17 protein-coding genes and 1 riboswitch are annotated in these 15,437 nt (G+C 45.6%); of the genes, 3 read left to right on the plus strand and 14 right to left on the minus strand.

Annotated elements, in window-relative coordinates; genetic code table 11:
• The 4 genes from thiS to ASG93_RS03185 all read right to left on the minus strand — a co-directional run bounded on the left by thiS (position 1) and on the right by ASG93_RS03185 (position 2,847).
• Positions 1-204, minus strand: a complete 204-nt coding sequence (gene thiS / locus ASG93_RS03170) for a sulfur carrier protein ThiS (RefSeq protein ID WP_056828733.1) — start codon at positions 202-204, stop codon at positions 1-3.
• Positions 188-1,576 (minus strand): glycine oxidase ThiO, encoded by a 1,389-nt coding sequence (thiO, locus tag ASG93_RS03175; protein WP_063891746.1) that lies wholly within the window; start codon positions 1,574-1,576, stop codon positions 188-190. The genes thiS and thiO overlap by 17 nt, the downstream gene beginning before the upstream one ends.
• Positions 1,577-2,197, minus strand: a complete 621-nt coding sequence (locus ASG93_RS03180; RefSeq protein WP_056828735.1) for a thiamine phosphate synthase — start codon at positions 2,195-2,197, stop codon at positions 1,577-1,579.
• 293 nt (positions 2,198-2,490) lie between these two features.
• Positions 2,491-2,589, minus strand: a riboswitch (TPP riboswitch).
• 57 nt (positions 2,590-2,646) lie between these two features.
• A complete protein-coding gene (locus ASG93_RS03185) occupies positions 2,647-2,847 on the minus strand; it encodes a hypothetical protein (RefSeq protein ID WP_056828737.1) in 201 nt (66 codons plus the stop codon).
• A gap of 264 nt (positions 2,848-3,111) precedes the next feature.
• Here ASG93_RS03185 and ASG93_RS03190 point away from each other — a divergent pair, with 264 nt between their 5' ends.
• Complete coding sequence (locus tag ASG93_RS03190) at positions 3,112-4,095, plus strand: bile acid:sodium symporter family protein (RefSeq protein WP_056828739.1); 984 nt, start codon at positions 3,112-3,114, stop codon at positions 4,093-4,095.
• 561 nt (positions 4,096-4,656) lie between these two features.
• On the plus strand, positions 4,657-5,292 hold the full coding sequence (locus tag ASG93_RS03195; protein WP_056828741.1) for a hypothetical protein: 636 nt from the start codon (positions 4,657-4,659) through the stop codon (positions 5,290-5,292).
• Positions 5,293-5,357: 65 nt separating this feature from the next.
• Here ASG93_RS03195 and ASG93_RS03200 read toward each other — a convergent pair whose 3' ends face one another.
• The 10 genes from ASG93_RS03200 to ASG93_RS03245 all read right to left on the minus strand — a co-directional run bounded on the left by ASG93_RS03200 (position 5,358) and on the right by ASG93_RS03245 (position 13,917).
• Positions 5,358-5,876 (minus strand): YbjN domain-containing protein, encoded by a 519-nt coding sequence (locus ASG93_RS03200; protein WP_056828743.1) that lies wholly within the window; start codon positions 5,874-5,876, stop codon positions 5,358-5,360.
• Positions 5,877-5,963: 87 nt separating this feature from the next.
• Complete coding sequence (locus ASG93_RS03205) at positions 5,964-6,287, minus strand: hypothetical protein (protein ID WP_056828745.1); 324 nt, start codon at positions 6,285-6,287, stop codon at positions 5,964-5,966.
• A gap of 1 nt (position 6,288) precedes the next feature.
• Positions 6,289-7,170 carry an EamA family transporter RarD gene (gene rarD / locus ASG93_RS03210; protein ID WP_056828747.1) on the minus strand — a complete coding sequence of 294 codons (882 nt, stop codon included), beginning with the start codon at positions 7,168-7,170 and terminating at the stop codon, positions 6,289-6,291.
• A gap of 228 nt (positions 7,171-7,398) precedes the next feature.
• Positions 7,399-8,487, minus strand: a complete 1,089-nt coding sequence (locus ASG93_RS03215) for a nitric oxide synthase oxygenase (RefSeq protein WP_056828749.1) — start codon at positions 8,485-8,487, stop codon at positions 7,399-7,401.
• Between the two features lie 73 nt (positions 8,488-8,560).
• Positions 8,561-8,893, minus strand: coding sequence for a hypothetical protein (locus ASG93_RS03220; RefSeq protein WP_056828751.1), 333 nt, complete (start codon positions 8,891-8,893; stop codon positions 8,561-8,563).
• 25 nt (positions 8,894-8,918) lie between these two features.
• Positions 8,919-9,617 (minus strand): pirin family protein, encoded by a 699-nt coding sequence (locus ASG93_RS03225; protein ID WP_056828753.1) that lies wholly within the window; start codon positions 9,615-9,617, stop codon positions 8,919-8,921.
• A 154-nt stretch (positions 9,618-9,771) separates the two neighbouring features.
• Positions 9,772-10,752, minus strand: coding sequence for a family 43 glycosylhydrolase (locus ASG93_RS03230; protein ID WP_056829295.1), 981 nt, complete (start codon positions 10,750-10,752; stop codon positions 9,772-9,774).
• Positions 10,753-10,795: 43 nt separating this feature from the next.
• Complete coding sequence (locus ASG93_RS03235) at positions 10,796-11,638, minus strand: carbohydrate ABC transporter permease (RefSeq protein WP_235550709.1); 843 nt, start codon at positions 11,636-11,638, stop codon at positions 10,796-10,798.
• Positions 11,635-12,492, minus strand: a complete 858-nt coding sequence (locus ASG93_RS03240) for a carbohydrate ABC transporter permease (RefSeq protein ID WP_056828757.1) — start codon at positions 12,490-12,492, stop codon at positions 11,635-11,637. The genes ASG93_RS03235 and ASG93_RS03240 overlap by 4 nt, the downstream gene beginning before the upstream one ends.
• An 84-nt stretch (positions 12,493-12,576) precedes the next feature.
• Positions 12,577-13,917, minus strand: coding sequence for an ABC transporter substrate-binding protein (locus tag ASG93_RS03245; protein WP_056828759.1), 1,341 nt, complete (start codon positions 13,915-13,917; stop codon positions 12,577-12,579).
• A 402-nt stretch (positions 13,918-14,319) separates the two neighbouring features.
• Between ASG93_RS03245 and ASG93_RS03250 the strand changes: the two genes are divergently transcribed.
• Positions 14,320-15,405, plus strand: a complete 1,086-nt coding sequence (locus ASG93_RS03250) for a GntR family transcriptional regulator (protein ID WP_056828762.1) — start codon at positions 14,320-14,322, stop codon at positions 15,403-15,405.
• Positions 15,406-15,437 lie beyond the last annotated feature (32 nt).

Consider the following 15,437-nt stretch of genomic DNA (forward strand, 5'->3'; position numbering starts at 1 on the left):
TTATCCCCCTCCAACAAAATGAACGATTTCGATTTTATGTCCTTCGGAAAGCTCAACTTTCGCGTGATCTTCTTTTTGTAAAATGTTTTCATTATGTTCCACGACGAGCATTTTCTCACTCAAATCAAAATGCGCGAGCAGCTCTTCAATGGTTCGGATCGAATCTGGAATGTCTACGTTTTGCCCATTAATGTGCAGCTTCAATGCTGTGCAGCTCCTTTCCTGTAGCTGAAAATAGGTTCCCTTCACGCCGCCCAATCCGCTTCGATTGCCCAGATAGATCAGGGCTAAAAGCATCGAGCAACGATTCCATAGCTGGGCACGTCTGTATTCCTGAGTAAGATCTTCTCTCTGATCCAGTCACTGATCCAGTCTCTGTTTCTATCTCCGATCCTGATTCTGCCTCAGATCCTGCCTCGTGTCCTGTCCCTGATCTTATCTCTGATCCGTATCCTGTCTCAGATCCAATCCCAAATCCCAGCTCAAGCTCAGGCTGAAAGGCGTCCTCTCCCCCTTCCAAAACCAAATCCGCGATCACCTTACCGGTGACCGGACTGAGCAAAATCCCATTGCGGTAATGTCCGCAAGCGGCATATAAACCATCGTACGCCGGAACTTTGCCGATGTACGGCAGCCCGTCTGTCGTCTGTGGCCGCAGACCCGACCAAGCTTTCTCCCACTCGGCTTCGCCTAGTGCGGGCATGAGCAGCCTCGCGCGATCCATCAGCTCAGCCAGCCCAGCCAGCGACACCTTGCGGTCGTAACTGTTCGGCACTACCGTCGCGCCGACCAGCAGTCGTCCTCCGGCTTTCGGGACGATATAACACCCTGTCGTGAACAGGGTCTTCCTGAGCAGCGGCTTCGTCGTAAGGACAGAGAAGCACTCGCCTTTCACGGGATATACCGGCAGGTCGACGCCGATACCTGCCATTAGCTGTCCGCTCCACGTGCCAGCCGCCACGACGACGTGGTCGCTATAGAGCGGACCTTCGCTCGTCATCACGCCGACGGCTCGGCCTCGCTCCGTCAGCAGCCCTTGTACCTGGGCGAATTCTTGCACCTTCGCCCCCAGCACCCTGGCTGCCTGCGCGAACGCCGCCGCCAGCAGCGGCGCCTCCACCTGCCCATCACCCGGCAGGTATAAGGCTCCGCGCGTCGCCCCGCTCAAGGCGGGCTCGAGCTTGGCGGCTGCAGCAGCGCTCAGCCACTCCGCCTGCTCGCCCGCTGCGCGTTGGAGCTTCTCCCTCGCGCGAAGCTCCTGCTCTTGAACGTCGCTGAGCGCCACGTTCAGCAGACCTTCACGGACGAGACCGATGTCGATGCCCGTGAGAGCTTTCAGTTCCTCGCTCAGCTGGGGGAACATCGCTCGGCTTTGCCCAGCCCACTGGAAAAGCGGCCCCGTATCCTCCATCTCGGATTGTGCTCCGAGCATGCCCGCCGCCGCCGACGAGGCTTCCATGCCGAGCCTCCCGCGCTCGAGGAGCAGGACGGACTGGCCTCGCTTTGCCAGGTTATAGGCGATTGAAGAACCAATAACCCCGCCGCCAACGATGATCACATCGTTCATTCGTTTCATTTATCCCACCTCCTTTCGCTCTAGCTCGCTCACGTAAGCCTTCACTGCTGCTAGCGGATCTTCCGCTTCCCATATCCCGCTCATCACAGCTATACCGGAAGCTCCCGCCTCCAAAACTGAGCTTACCCGTTCAGGCCTCATGCCTCCGATCGCAATAATCGGAATTGATACTTGGGTTGCCACATCTTTGAGCGACTTCAATCCCCTAGGCGGGATGCCCACCTTAGAATCAGAAGCAAAAATATGACCAAACATCACATAATCCGCCCCCTCCTGCTCTCGCTGCTTAGCTTCCTCCGCACTATGTATCGATACGCCGGTCCTTTGCACTCCCTGACAAAATTCTCTTTGGGTTGAAAGCGGCGGGGTACTGCCCTGAAGCTGTAATCCGCCTAATGCCGCAGCCGTGACAATTGAAGGGTAACCATTGATATATAGGCTTTTCGCCGGAATACCTGTTTCGAGCAGAAACTGCACACCAAGGAAGATCTCGTCTAATGATTTCTTTTTTTCACGTATATGAATGGCCGTGACATAGGGGTGAATCTTAGCTGCAACCGCCGCCAGCTCTGTCCACGCCAGCTTGCCATTGGAAATGACATGCAGTTCATACCCAGTCATTAAGAGACTCAACTCCTTTTTTCTGCCTTATTCAGCTTAACTTTCTTGTTTTAAGCATGTTTTACATCGCTATGGAGGCTCTTTTCCCCTTCACTCTGACTTTAACGTTATAAAACATCCTTAAAGCTGCTCGATACTCACTCGAAACCAGTAATCAGCTACTTTAACTATGAAAAACACCGCTAACCCACCAGCCAGCTCAAATTTCTCAATTTCAGGCATGAAAAAAACCACTTTTCCAAAGAAAAGTGGTTGTAGGTTGCGCCGCCTAATAAACATGCAAAGATGGGGCTCCAATGATCGTTCCACTTTCCTCCGCTGGTATGACCCAGTTCAGGTTCGAAGGGTTCAGATTGCTCTGTCTCAGCCTTGCGGCGCCCCTAGGGATTCATTCGTATTCAATTGATAAATATCATAGCACGTCATCAAACGATTGGAAATAGAAATTTTTATTGATCAAAATTCAATCGTTTTCCCTGTTTTGCCGATTCATAAATAGCCCCCAAAATCTGGGTAACAACCAAGGCTTGCTCAGGTTTGACAAGTGGCTCCGTGTCATTGGGAATACTCTCCAGCCATTGTCTGGCTTCTTTCACGCCTGGATCTTCGGCGCCTGCGTCGGAATAAGCCTGTTCCCATCTGCTTGTCATGCAAACACTCCTCGGTGAGAGCTATTCTACAAATACCTGTTTACACGGTGTAAACACCTTACCAATACCCAATTATATCCAATAGTCAAATTCATTGCAAACGTTTTCATAACTCTAAATTACCTTTTTACTATTTCATCAGAGGCATAAAATGCTCGCCTGATTTCCATTCATAACAATGAGGGTCTAGTCACTACCCCTTCCAGCTCATATAATAGGGAGACAAAGCTGCCTATGAAGTTTAAAGGAAGGAAGTTCACCTAAATGCTGTCTCAATTGAATCGCCAATTAGAAAAAATCTTGCCGCTAATCACACCAGTCAGTGTTCTTATCGGTGTTTTGCTAGGCAGTCATTTATCCGGATTCACCTTTTTATCCCCTTGGTTGTTTGCCTTTATGACCTTCGCAGGCAGCATAAGCTCCAGCTTCAAAGAATTTGTCAAAGTGGTCGTTCAGCCTCTTCCACTCATAACCACATTGTTGATTCTACATGTCGCGATGCCGCTGATTGCGATGGGTCTCGGGCATGTCGTATATAGCCAAGAGCCCATGACGATAACCGGTCTCATTTTAGCAGCAGCCATACCTACTGGTATTACAAGCTTCGTCTGGGTTGCTATTTATCGCGGAAATACCGTGCTCACATTATCGATTATTCTCATGGACACCATACTTTCACCCTTTGTCGTTCCCTACACACTATCTGCGTTAATTGGCACCAAAGTACAGATGGACTCCTTCGCGATGATGAAAGGCCTGTTCCTAATGATCGTTCTACCTTCAATCATTGGCATGATGCTGAATCAATGGACACGCGGCAAAATTAAGGAACAATGGAGTGGCCGTCTAGGTCCTTTTTCGAAAATAACCATGGGCATCGTTGTCGCTATCAACAGCTCCGTGATCGCCCCTTATTTACGTGATTTTAATGCTAAATTACTAGGTTTAGCCGGATTTGTACTCTCTATAGCCTCACTTGGTTACATCCTTGGTTGGCTGGTCGCTAAGCTCATGCGCTGGGAACAAGATATCGTCGTTGCACTTACGTTTAACAGTGGGATGCGTAATATTAGTGCTGGCGCAGTACTCGCCGTTGCCTACTTCCCGCCTCCTGTGTCTGTCCCCGTTGTACTAGGCATGCTGTTCCAGCAATCGCTGGCTTCCCTTTTCGGCTACCTATTGAACAGACGCTATGCTTTGAAAAGTGATATTCCCAACTTAACGGCCAAGAGTGTGAAACAAGTTTAATTTAGGAGCTGCCCGAGCAGCTTCTTTTTTTTGTAGATAAGAAAGTATAAATTTTATACTTTTGCTTCGCATCTACCTTGACAAACGCGCTCGTCCTGAAGGACGACGGAGTCGTTTATCCTTGGTACGACTGACCAATCGACATACAGCTGTTGAGTAAGGAAATGGGTGCGAAATCAACTTCTGATTCATCTTTCCCGGCTAAAGGACTGGAGCGACGTTAATCCGCTAGCTGCTGATTTCGCTCTCTTCATCGAAACATTCGAAGCATAGTAACGTGTTATCGTCTAACACTACGCCGTCAATAAATCCATCATTGCAGAAAATTGGCTTTTTACATGCCTTGCACTCTCCAACAAGCTCCTGCATGAATAGTACCTCCCCATAACTGCATATTTCCTTTCATATAAAAAGACTATTGCTTGAGCAGGCACTAACTTTCTCTTTCACCTCAGCACATTTTAAGCTAACTTTTATGTATTATTCAGCTTCTCTTCTCAGATTTTTCATAATTGTCATGTACGATTGTGAAGAAGATGATTAATAGGAGTGATACATAGTATGATGAAAATGAAGAAAATAGCGGGCTTATGCATTCTTATCCCCGTATTACTAAGCGGTTGTGGGAACCCGTCATCCTCCCAACCTGCTGCAGCAAGCTCAGCACAACCGCAACAACAAAACGAACAATCCCAGGCAGACGGGAAGCAAAAGGCTCAAGACCGACCCGTCATGAATGCAGCGCAAAGACAAATGTTTAGTACGTTCCAGACCCTGCTCATGCTTGACAAAGCAGATGGACTTACCATCACGAAGGAACAGGCTCAAGCCATGCTGCCCGTTGCCCAAGATATCGTTACAAAAGCAGAACTTAGTGATGAAAACAAGACCAAACTGTATGAAAAGCTCACGGATGCCCAGAAGAAATTCATAGAAGATTCGGCTGCGCGTATGAGCAATCGAGGAAACGGCGGTGCAAATGGTCCTGGGAATAACGGAAACGCCGGTGATGGCAAGGGCAAACGAAATGGTGGATCTGGAAATACAGAAAATAAACCAGATGCTTCTGCACAACCAAACGCTAACGCACCCGATCAAACCAACGGCAAGAATGCTAATGGAAATCGTCCTGCTGGCGGCCAAATGAGAGATCCCGGTAAGCAGCTTATCGAACTGCTGCAGACTAAAATCAAATAGCGTATGATATTGCCAAAAAACCGATCTCCTACAAGGAAGGAATCGGTTTTTCGGGTTTACCTTAACTATCTCAAAGATTGAACAACTTGCTCAGCAGAAGCTTCACCGCTCGCTACTAATTCAACATGCTCAGCGAACATATCGCACATGTAGACGAACAAGCTGAGAATTTCCAACACTCCTTCGCTCTCAAAAGTGCGGGACGCTGAAATACTATACACATACCGATAGTGCAGCTCATTCTGTTCATTGATGCCAAAATGACCGATCGGCAATCTTGTGTTAATTTCCAGCAGAACAGAAGCCACGGCATCGCGCGATCCTTCTTGCAGGTGAAAGGGCAGTGTACTGTAAATTTGCAGCAACTGAATGGCAACAATATCATCATCGTTCAGAGGTAAAAAACTAAAGTGCAGGAAACGTTCACGCCCTTTTTTATCCTCTTGAAATCCTGCCATTAACACGTGAAGCGGAATCGCTTCGGATTTTTCCAATAAATTCGTAGCTAGGCCTGTCTCATCCAGAATCTCCTTTAAGAAGCCTAACTGCGCCAAATGACGCGCATGTATTTTATCTGGCAACATGTATGTACACTCTCCTACTCTCTTTGGGCCATGGCTTCAAACAAGCTGTCTCGCAATTTAGTACTGTTCTCAAACTTCGGTAATTCCCTATGCGCCAGCTTTGGAGGCGCGATCGCGGCCCGCTTGTTTCAAAGACCTCGCAAGCAGCGGCATAGCAGCGCTAACGCCGGAAGCGATAATTTTGAGCGGCGTTCCAACTTGCGCTCCGCCCCCAGTCAATGTTGCAATGTCTGCTGCAATTTTAGTTAACTCTAAGCCAATTTGCAAGCCGCCGCGTGTCGTCCGCTTCACATTGATGTTCTTCATTTCTTTGGCCAGTTCGTAGTTTTTCATTGCTTCGAGCTGACTTCTAGCATTGTCTTTATCACGCAAAGCCTGCGCATAACCTTCTTCGGCCCCTTTTGCTTCCAAGCTACTTCGCCACTGAAGTCCTGGCCACTCGCATCGACGCGAGTGCATAAACAATCAGTGCGGTCCAAATCAAGGAGAAGCTGATGAGAAGCACGGGGGAGAATTTCTCTTTAAATAGGAACACACTTAACAGCAGCGTAATGGAAGGACCTATATACTGAATGAATCCCAGCATGGAAAGTGGCAACCGAGCAGCCGCTTTAGCAAACCATAGTAGAGGCAAAGCAGTCGCCACTCCTGACAATAATAGCATCGCTAAAGAGACCGGCGGTAATGTCCATGCGGAATCATGATGTGCGAAGTGTAAGTAGGCAATATAAGCGACTGCTATAGGGAAGACAATGACGGTTTCCCCTGCCAACCCGATAGAGGCATCGTAGGAAACCCTCTTTTTCACAAGACTATACAGCCCGAAGGAAAGCGCTAGTGAGAGAGACACCCATGGGAATCTGCCATAATCGATGGTTGCCAGCAAAACGCCGGCACCCGCCAAAGCAACGGCCACCCACTGGCTGCCGCTTGGTTTTTCGCGTAGAAACAGGACCGCTAGCATGATATTTATCAACGGGGTAATATAATACCCGAGACTCGTCTCGATAACATGCCCGTTATTAACGGCCCAAATGAATATTAGCCAATTGGAGCTGATTAAAATGCTGCTGACTCCAACCTGGAGCACCGCTTTCCGGTTCGTAAGCATTTTACGAAATTCATTCCAGCGGTTTTTCCCTATCAGCAATAGAATCGCCATGAATACAAAAGACCAGATGACGCGGTGAGACAATATTTCACCCGCAAGCAGAGATTCAAAAGACCTCCAATAAACAGGCAGCAAGCCCCATGCGGTATAGGCAATTATGGCGTACCAAAGCCCTTTTTTCATTGTAAAAATCCTCTTTTCAATGTCTAGTAACACAATTCTATGAATCTCGAAATTTGTCCACCGGTCAATTTCCCAAATAATAAATCCCCGATTTCCGGGGACCCGACTACACGAGGTCATTCATAGATGAGCGACCGCGTTAAACGAGGAGAGACTTTGGTCCACGACCAAAGATCCCTATATTAGGTTTTATCGCCAATAAGAAAGCGGTTTTCGGGAACCGAAAACTTATACTTTTCTTATGTGATAAAAAAAGTTAGGCAGCTTCACTTCATTTGAATAATGCTGATGAAAAATATGCGTCGTCGCCGGAGATAGCGGCGGGATCAGCCACGACCAGTCACCCGTGACATCACGACCGACCTTCTGCTCCTTCTCTTCAAAACTCCTAAATTGCCTCGCCGCCGTATGATGATCCACAATAGCTACACCCTGCTGTTGAAACGAATGCAGCACAGCCACATTTAACTCAACAAGCGCTCTATCTTTCCAAAGAGAGGCGTCACGCCGAGTATCCAGCCCCATGATAGACGCTACACGCGGCAGCATGTCATATCTCGCTTCATCTGCAAAGTTTCGCGCCCCGATTTCAGTGCCCATATACCAACCATTGAATGGCGCGGCGAGGTAATGAATCCCTCCGATTTCAAGGTACATATTCGAGACGATCGGTACGACATACCATTTGAGATGCAAATCATCGAACTCTGCTAAATCCGGATGTGTAATATCCACTTCCAAGACGAGCTCAGCAGGAATCTCAAACAGCTTCGGTTTCCGGTCTCCCATTTGAACAACAAGCGGCAGCACGTCATAAGGCGTACCGGCCCCCTGCCATCCAAGTGATTGGCATAAAGAAGTTATTTGAATAGAAGCTGGGTCACCGAGAATCCCATTGTCAGTTTCATAGCCCGCGTAACGGATCAGTTGGTCATTATGAATAAAGGCTCTCTGAGCCGAATCGTTCGTAGGAGGGAAAATCGTAATCACTGGACGGATTTTGCCGCCATTGGTTGCCGTTTCTATATGACGAAAAAGTGCCTCAGCCATCTGTTCTTCTGTTTCAATATAACGAGAATCGTGTACCGCCAATGTTTCCCAGAACAATCGCCCGATACAACGGTTGCTGTTGCGCCATGCCATTTTGGCCCCATGCTCAAGTTCTTGACGGGTATGTTCGTAGTAACCTTTGTACCTAATGGCTTCGGTAATTTGGGCAAGACGAGCCTCGATTTCGCCCGAGCTTTGGCCTAGTTCACTATAACATTCCTGGATAAAAGGGATAGCTTTCTCTAGTAATTGATCCTGCACTTTCATAGGTGTGACTCCAATCCGGGGAAAGGAGAGCCCCACAAGCATTTGACACCTGCACAGCTCTCCCTATGTTGAGTTACAATTGCGCACTAAACTGATCAGGAATGTATACGATTTGAGACTTTGCTACAATGGTTAACTCGCCTTGTTCCTCCGAATAATGAACGGAATCATCGCCTACATAGAACCATAATTTCTTCGTTGGCTTATTCTCAAACTCCTGAAATAGGAAAACATTAAGTTCCTCTTTCCATTTCAAAAGCTCAGCGATATCTTCCTTTTTCTCTATCTGTACGGTAAAGACCCATTGGTCTCCAACATGCTCCCACGTGTAGGGGATCGGATGTTTACCTGTATCTACGAACGCCCGACCGCCCACTGCATGCTTAATTAAAAAGACTTCCTTCATCCGCATTGCCCTCCTTCATCATCCGTTATGGCAGATCGATTAGCATGAAATGTGTATCTTCTATCGCGCGAATTGCAACTGTCTGTTCCGCTTCCATACGAGCGCTATCCTTAGTTTCCAATACCGCATCATTGGCAGATAACTTCCCGCTTATAAGCATAAGAAAAATGCGTCGATTCTCTGCTTGTTCAAACACAAGCTCTTTTCCCGCTTCCAGCTTGCTGAGGTAAATGCTCATATCCTGATGGATCTTGGCTGCATGTTCGCCCCCCTCGGGCGTAACTACCGGCAGCAAAGTGTTTATCATTGCTTCAGGCTCATAGATAACATTCTCAAAGGATGGCTCCAAGCCCCGCTTAGAAGGCATGAACCACAGCTGAAAGAGACTCATCGGTTCCGTATCCGATGCATTGTACTCGGCATGGATAACGCCGCTTCCTGCTGACATCCGCTGCACGCCATTCACTCCTGTTACCGCAACATGCCCCAAGCTATCTTCGTGTTTAATTGCTCCGCTGAGAACGATGCTGACAATCTCCATGTCGCTATGGGGATGTGGACCGAAGCCCCGACCGGCAGCAATATCATCGTCATTACAAACACGCATAACCCCAAAACCTACATTGTCCTCGTCAAAATAATCGCCGAACGAAAAATTCTTATGGCTCTTTAGCCAGCCCAGATCGGTTGTATTACGCGCATGTGCAGGGAAAACTTGAATCACAGCAATCGCCTCCTTCTTTAATACGTATAGCTTATCATATATGGACTACCGACTTCCATGTCAGAACGGTGGCGGAAAGCTCGCTCTCCCAGACGACAAAAAAACCTCATCTCTCATTAGCATGAGGACGAGGTTATAGATCGGTTTAGCCGCTCTAGGCGCCTAATACGGAGCCAACAAAATCCGGCGTGCCATTCGCGTGCCACTTCAGTACTCGGACAAAGGTGTGACGATTCGGATCGTAAAGCGGGTCGCCTACAATTTCTTTATAATTTCTCGCGTGGAAGACGAAGATATCCTGAGTGCCGTCCTCCGAAACTGCGAAGCTATTGTGTCCGGGTCCAAAGAGACGGATGCTTTCATCTGTAGTCAGTACAGGCGATTTGGACTTCGTCCATGACTGTGGATCCAGAAGATCGGCGTCTTCCGAAGCTGTTAGCAGGCCCATACAATAGTTAAAGTCGGTTGCACTTGCCGAGAAGCTGATGAAAATGTTGCCATTTTTCTTAATAACCGCCGGTCCTTCATTTACGAGGAACCCTATCGTTTCCCATACCAATTCTGGTTTGGAGAGCATAATCTGCGGGCCTTGCAGCGTCCAAGGATTGGCCATTGGAGCCAAGTATAAATTGGAATTCCCTGGTATATTCGGATCGTTTTGTGCCCATACCAGATACTGTGTCCCTTTATGCTCGAACGTTGTCGCATCCAGGGCAAAGGATTCCCATGCAGTAATGATTTGCCCTTTTTCTGACCAAGCTCCTTCAAGCGGGTTTTCCGAAGTATTTTCCAGGACGAACATGCGGTGGTTAAACATGCCGTTAATGGTGTCGCCAGACGGAGCCGCCGCAAAATATACATACCATTTGCCGCCGATATAGTGAATTTCAGGGGCCCAAATATGCGAGCTCATAAGACCGAATTGATGCTTTTCCCATATGACTACCGGATTTGCTTCGCCCAACTTCTGAATATGACGAGATCGTCTAACTTCAATGCGGTCAAACTCAGGTACAGATGCTGTGAAATAATAATACCCATCCGTATGTTTATATACCCAAGGATCAGCACGCTGCTCAACGACAGGATTTATATAATCTCCTGAAATCGTTGCTTTTTCCAACTCTTTTTTCATATCGTAATCCTTTCTTTTATCACTTCTAATTTTCATCCTTTACCTACCCTTTTACTGCACCGGCGGTAACACCGCCAATAATGTATTTCTGGGCTGCCAAATAAAATAACATGATTGGAACCATCGACATCAGGATAGCTGCAAAAGCCATATTAACCTCAGATGTATACTGTCCGAAGAATTGAAATTGAACAAGCGGTAATGTAGAGACAGCCTTCTTTTGCACGATGACCATGGAAACGACGAAATCATTCCACGCTCCTAATGCGCTGAGTACGATAATCGTCATATTGATCGGTTTCAGCAGCGGGAATATGATGCTAAAAAAGGTCCGATACCGCGAAGCGCCGTCTATCATCGCGGCTTCTTCCAGTTCCCTGGGAACTGTCTTGATAAATCCGACATAAAGGAAACAAAAATACCCAATTTGTATGCCCACTAATGAAATAGTCAATCCATGAAGTGTATTCAAAAGCCCTAGATTAACCCATGTCTTATAGAGTGGAAACATAATGACCTGAAAGGGAAGCATAATAGACGACATAAAGAGAAAATAGAAGAAATTATAAAATTTGTTGTTGTTTCTCGAAATGACGTAAGCGCCCATAGAACATACAAGGACCGCAAGAATAACAGTTGCCGTTGTCACTATAAAGCTATTTTTTAATGCCACAAAAAAATTAGCTGCTTCGATTGCCTTCGTATAGTTCTCCCACGCGAAATGCACGGGAAAGCTGAGTGGAGACTTTGCTGTTTCTACTGGCGTTTTGAGTGAGTACACAATAGCTATATAAAATGGAAATAAAAACAAGGCAGCAACGATGTATAAAACGGCGACTCTGACGGCCTTCGACCATTTTCGTGAGTGAGAAGTTTCCTCGATCAAAATTCCACCTCTTTTCCTCTTAAATAACGCGTGACGATTAATGTAATGACTAGAATTAGGGCGAATAAAACTAAAGCTGCCATTTGTCCATATCCTGCTTTGAAATAAGGAAATTCATAGTTATATACGTACATGGCCATTGTTTCTGATGCTCGACCAGGTCCGCCCTTGGTAGCAACAACCGAATAATCGAATTGTCTTAAACCTGTACCTAGCCATAGTGGAATACAATACGTAAATGCGGGCATTAACATCGGAACCGTGATTTTGAAAAACTGCTGAATTTGATTCGCGCCGTCAATGCGAGCGGACTCATACATATCCTTCGGAATCGTTTGCAATCCGGCAAAATAGACAACCATAGCAAGCCCTGTTTCCTTCCAAATACAAATGATGGCGATTCCCCACATAACGGTCTCGGGACTCCCTAAAAGTCCATTTGATGTGTGGAAAATAATCGGAAAAATATCGCTATAAACATAGCGCCAAATGACAGCTGCCAACACGAGACTGATCACCATAGGCATAAAGATGACAGCCTTCAAAAAATTGACACCTTTAAATTTAACATCCAGCGCCACCGCTAGAATCAATCCAAATATATTAACAAAAAACGTAGTAACGAAAGCGAAAAATAATGTATTTTTGAGCGGACCCAAGACTTCTTCGTCCTTGAATAACATAATCAGATTGCGAAGCCCCACATATTTATAGCTTGGGGCAAGCCCGTCCCAATTGGTGAATGCAATATTAAATCCCCTGACAAACGGAATAATAACAACCAGCGTAAAAAAAAGGAGTGCTGGAATTAGAAATGTAAACTTCACTAATTCATCTCTGTATTTTCTCTTCATCCACTCATCCCCATATCGGTTATTCAATGAAATATCTCTCGGTCCGGAAACCCTGACCGAGAGCATAATTACTAATTCATCGACTTATTTGTTACTTGCGACAATTTTAGCAAATGTGGTATCCAATTCTTTTTGCAAATCATCTACGTTTCTTTTTTTCGGATCGGCGTATAAGAATTTCGTCATTACTTTTTGCCAGGAGTCATCAAACTGACCGTACCAGAGTGGTTTTACTTGGTTATTCACGACCTTACCGGACTTGTAGATATCCAGAAAATCGCTAGCCATCGAATCCACATTACTTGGCTTCACATTGTTTTTCAAAGCGCTGATCGTTTGTACGCCATCTGCCCAAATTTGTGCTCCCTCGTCTGAAGCCATGTAAGCAAAGAATTTTTTCGCTGCATCCAGGTTTTTCGAGTGACTACCGATCATCCAAGTATTGTCCGTGGACAATGTCATATAGTTATCCTCCGCTTTATCATAGGAAGGGAACATAAACACGCCAAAGTTGCCCTGAGGATTATAATTACGAATCGTTCCGATTGCAAAGCTTCCCATAATATCCATAGCTGCCTTGCCTTGAGCGAAATATTGAAGGGATCTGTCATAGTCGATATCCTTAGCATCTGAATTCGCATATTGACTTAACTCGTTCACCCTTGTCAGGAAGCCTTTGTATTCAGGAAGGTCGGCAAATTTCTTTTGTCCGGAGGTGATCGATCCTGCATAATCCGGCATTTTCACGAGCGGTCCGCCCCACATATCCGGCCACATGAAGCTCATATAAGATGCCCCGTCTTTCCAAGATGCGGCAAAGGCTGGAATTCCTTTAGCCTTTAACGTTTCTGCCGCTTTCACTAAATCCGAGTAAGTCTTCGGAATTTCAATACCGTTTTGTTTGAAAATATCCTTGTTATAGATAACGCCATTCGTCATCAAATCAATAGGTAATCCGTATACTTTGCCGTCATAACTTACATTCGGTTTAAATTTATCATCGATCTTTTGTGTAAACGGTTCATTCGTGACATCGAGAAAGTCGCCTGCTTTCGTAAATTCCACCATTCCGGCAGGGCGTCCGAAAATAATATCGGGTTCATCCCCTCCCACAATTTTCATTTTCATATTTTCAGAAAACTTATCTACAGGCTGAACTTGAATATCAAACGTAATATTCGGATTAGCTTTGGTGAAGCTTTCCGTAAGCTTTTTGAAGGTTTCCACTTTGGGTTTTTCCACCATGTAGTGCGCTACCGTTAATGTGACCTTTTTGTCGTTGGCTGCCGGAGCAGTCGTTGCAGCAGCTGTAGCAGCTGTACTGGCAGCAGGAGAACTTGTGGAAGTGCTATCTTTTGCTGTACAACCGGACAGGGCTGATACAACAAGTGTTGATGCAAAACAGATTGTCGTGAGTTTTTTCATTTTCTAAGACCTCCATGAATTTGTTTTATGCTTAACCTCTCGGATAAAGCCGCTTATATGAAGATGCATATAGGGTACTAGGACCGTAAGCGCTTGCAATCGTGAAGCAAGTACAAGTTACTAGAATGAAGATTGCTAGTACGAACGATATTACTTTGACAACCGTTTGTTTCATTCAATCTCCTCTCTTTGGGTTTTTTTTGAAATGAAAGCGTTGTATTAATTATATTATATGTCTAACATTTCGGAATTAATATACCAAATTGGTTATAAAATACTCATTAATTCATTTATTTAATATTCAATATAAAATATATCATTTTTCAATATTTACTGATAAAATATAAATGAATAGTATACAAGAACTATTCCACATTCTCACCAAGATTGGAGGTCCCTCTGTTGAGCAAAACCCCTCTATATCAACAAATCCGACATATGATAAGAAGCAAGATCATGTCAGGAGAACTGAGGCCTAAGGACCGGGTTCCTTCCGAGCAAGAAATTATGGAAGAATATATGGTAAGCAAAATCACGGTCAAGAACGCACTCTCAGCCCTTGCGGATGAAGGGCTCATCGTTCGTATACAAGGAAAGGGAACCTTTGTCTCTCCGGAAATCGAGCTCATGGATCGAACTAAACCACTCGAACAAACAAGGGGACAGCAAGATGGCAACTATATTGGATTCATCATTCCAACTTTAAAAACCAAAGTAATTCAAAGACTTTTAGACTATGTGGAATATTATATAAATGAAGCAGGGTATCAGCTCGTATTGCATATCACCCGGGAGTCTTCTTTGAAAGAGTCACGGGCAATAAGTGAGCTTATTCAATCCAAGGAGATCAAGGGATTCATTGTTTTCCCAACGGAAGATGAAACTTATAATGAATCTTTGCTCCGCCTATCCTTAGATAAATTTCCTCTTGTTTTAATAGACCGGTATTTAAGGAATATCGACACCTATCGGATTACAGCTGATAACTTCGGAGGAGTCTATGAGGCAGTATCTCTGTTATTAAAAAAAGACCACAAGCAAATCGCTCTCATTTCGCCCGATAAAACAAACACTTCTATTGAAGACCGGACATCCGGTTTCGAGAGAGCCTATGTTGACAACGGAATGTTAATCGATAAGAGCCTTTGGTGTCATGTTCCGATTCATCTACTCCGTAATGGGGATCCTTTGGCTTATATAACAGACTTTCTGTATCATCATTCGCACATTAGCGCCGCCTTGACTTTAACTGCTGAAATGACAAACTTAACACATCAAGGTTTGCATAACTTAGACAGGAATTCAGACATTAAGCTAATTTCCTTCGACGATCCCGATCTTCTCGGCATCCCTTTTATTAGTCAAGATGAACAAACTATGGCCCGATCTGCTGTGGACATCCTGATCAAGCAAATTCAAGGAGAATACGATCCCTTGAAAATTGTAGTCCCTGTCAGTTTGAAACATGTTGACCCTGAGCTTCTATAACAACAGATCGAAAGCATTAACCAACAACGGGC

The sequence above is a fragment of the Paenibacillus sp. Soil787 genome, from assembly GCF_001429545.1.
Classification (GTDB): Bacteria; Bacillota; Bacilli; order Paenibacillales; family NBRC-103111; genus Paenibacillus_E.

What these genes read in the sequence shown, in the direction of transcription:
- thiO (WP_063891746.1), bottom strand. Translation starts at nt 1,576, where the DNA reads ATGAAACGAATGAACGATGTGATCATCGTTGGCGGCGGGGTTATTGGT.
- ASG93_RS03180 (WP_056828735.1), bottom strand. Translation starts at nt 2,197, where the DNA reads ATGACTGGGTATGAACTGCATGTCATTTCCAATGGCAAGCTGGCGTGG.
- ASG93_RS03185 (WP_056828737.1), bottom strand. Translation starts at nt 2,847, where the DNA reads ATGACAAGCAGATGGGAACAGGCTTATTCCGACGCAGGCGCCGAAGAT.
- ASG93_RS03190 (WP_056828739.1), top strand. Translation starts at nt 3,112, where the DNA reads ATGCTGTCTCAATTGAATCGCCAATTAGAAAAAATCTTGCCGCTAATC.
- ASG93_RS03195 (WP_056828741.1), top strand. Translation starts at nt 4,657, where the DNA reads ATGATGAAAATGAAGAAAATAGCGGGCTTATGCATTCTTATCCCCGTA.
- ASG93_RS03200 (WP_056828743.1), bottom strand. Translation starts at nt 5,876, where the DNA reads ATGTTGCCAGATAAAATACATGCGCGTCATTTGGCGCAGTTAGGCTTC.
- rarD (WP_056828747.1), bottom strand. Translation starts at nt 7,170, where the DNA reads ATGAAAAAAGGGCTTTGGTACGCCATAATTGCCTATACCGCATGGGGC.
- ASG93_RS03215 (WP_056828749.1), bottom strand. Translation starts at nt 8,487, where the DNA reads ATGAAAGTGCAGGATCAATTACTAGAGAAAGCTATCCCTTTTATCCAG.
- ASG93_RS03220 (WP_056828751.1), bottom strand. Translation starts at nt 8,893, where the DNA reads ATGAAGGAAGTCTTTTTAATTAAGCATGCAGTGGGCGGTCGGGCGTTC.
- ASG93_RS03230 (WP_056829295.1), bottom strand. Translation starts at nt 10,752, where the DNA reads ATGAAAAAAGAGTTGGAAAAAGCAACGATTTCAGGAGATTATATAAAT.
- ASG93_RS03240 (WP_056828757.1), bottom strand. Translation starts at nt 12,492, where the DNA reads ATGAAGAGAAAATACAGAGATGAATTAGTGAAGTTTACATTTCTAATT.
- ASG93_RS03245 (WP_056828759.1), bottom strand. Translation starts at nt 13,917, where the DNA reads ATGAAAAAACTCACGACAATCTGTTTTGCATCAACACTTGTTGTATCA.